1 protein-coding gene is annotated in these 1,888 nt (G+C 63.8%); it reads right to left on the reverse strand.

The genetic code is table 11. From position 1 onward, the window contains the following. Nucleotides 1-112: 112 nt before the first annotated feature. The coding region (gene xsc / locus ACR0BK_RS20325; RefSeq protein ID WP_209508319.1) for a sulfoacetaldehyde acetyltransferase at nt 113-1,888 on the reverse strand (1,776 nt) is incomplete at its 5' end.

Here is a 1,888-nt window from a genome sequence, read left to right on the forward strand (position 1 = left end):
GATGCGGGGGTCGTTGCCTTCGCTGAGGGCGATTATGGGACGGGTGGCCGGAGCGTTTTGCCGCAACAGCTCGACGGGTGTCAGGGTCATGTGCTCCGGCCTCGTCCTGGGGTTAAGCGCCCTGCGCTTTCATGTCATCGGCGCTGATGCCGGCGACTGCGACGGGTTTTTTCATCGCGTCGCGGCGGAAAGGCTCGCCAAGCTCCTGGTTGATCAGGGCCTCGATCAGCGTGGTGATGCCGTTCTTCTGGTCCTCGATCGCCTGGTTCAGCGCCGCGGTCAGCTCGTCCTGGGTGCGGGCCACGACGCCTTTCAGGCCACAGGCCTGCGCGATACCGGCATAAGACACCTTGGTGTCCAGCTCGGTGCCCACGAAGTTGTCGTCGAACCACAGGGTCGAGTTGCGCTTTTCCGCGCCCCACTGGTAGTTGCGGAACACGATCTGGGTCACGGCGGGCCATTCCTCGCGGCCGATCGCGGTCAGCTCGTTCACCGCGATGCCAAAGGCACCGTCACCGGCAAAGCCCACAACCGGAACATCCGGGCAGCCGATCTTGGCACCGACGACGGCGGGCAGGCCATAGCCGCAGGGGCCGAACAGGCCCGGCGCCAGGTATTTGCGCCCCTCTTCAAACGACGGATAGGCGTTGCCGATGGCGCAGTTGTTGCCGATGTCGGACGAGATGATCGCCTCTTTCGGTAGTGCCGCCTGAATGGCGCGCCACGCCATGCGCGGGCTCATCCAGTCGGGCTTGGCCGCGCGGGCACGCTGGTTCCAGGTGGTGCCCGGATCGTCATCCTCGTGGGTCATCGAGGTCAGTTCCTGCGCCCAGGCCGATTTCTTCTGCGCGATGCGCTCTTTGCGCTCCTTGCGGCCTTCGTCACCGGCGGTGTCGCTCAGCTGGGCCAGAATGCCCTTTGCCACCTTGGCAGCGTCGCCGATGATACCGACGCTGACAGCTTTGGTCAGGCCGATACGGTCGGGGTTGATGTCAACCTGGATGATCTTGGCATCCGCGGGCCAGTAGTTGATGCCATAGCCCGGCAGGGTCGAGAACGGGTTCAGACGGGTGCCGAGGCACAGGACAACATCCGCCTCGCTGATCAGCTCCATCCCCGCTTTCGAACCGTTATAGCCCAGCGGGCCGGCAAACAGCGGGTGGCTGCCCGGGAAGGCGTCATTGTGCTGGTAGCCGACGCAGACCGGCGCATCCAGACGCTCGGCCAGCGCTTTCGACGCCTCGATGCCGCCTTCGGCCAGAACCACACCGGCGCCGTTCAGAATGACAGGGTTCCTGGCGTTCGACAGCAGCTCGGCCGCCTGGGCCACGGCGGTTTCGCCGCCCGAGGGGCGCTCGAACTCGACAATGGCGGGCAGGTCGATATCGACAACCTGGGTCCACATGTCGCGCGGGATGTTCAGCTGCGCCGGGGCGCTGGCGCGCTTGGCCTGCATGATCACACGGTTCAGAACCTCGCAGACGCGGGTCGGGTCGCGGACCTCTTCCTGATAGGCGACCATGTCCTCGAACAGCTTCATCTGCTCGACTTCCTGAAAGCCCCCCTGACCGATCGTCTTGTTGGCCGCCTGCGGGGTCACCAGCAGAAGCGGCGTGTGGTTCCAGTAGGCAGTCTTGACGGCGGTCACAAAGTTGGTGATACCCGGGCCGTTCTGCGCAATCATCATCGACATCTTGCCAGTCGCCCGGGTGTAGCCATCCGCCATCATCCCCGCGCTGCCCTCATGCGCACAGTCCCAGAACATGATCCCAGCCTTCGGAAACAGGTCCGAAATCGGCATCATCGCCGAGCCAATGATCCCAAACGCATGCTCAATACCATGCATCTGCAAAACCTTAACAAAGGCCTCTTCCGTCGTCATCTTCAT

The sequence above is a fragment of the Ruegeria sp. AF1 genome (assembly GCF_056542125.1).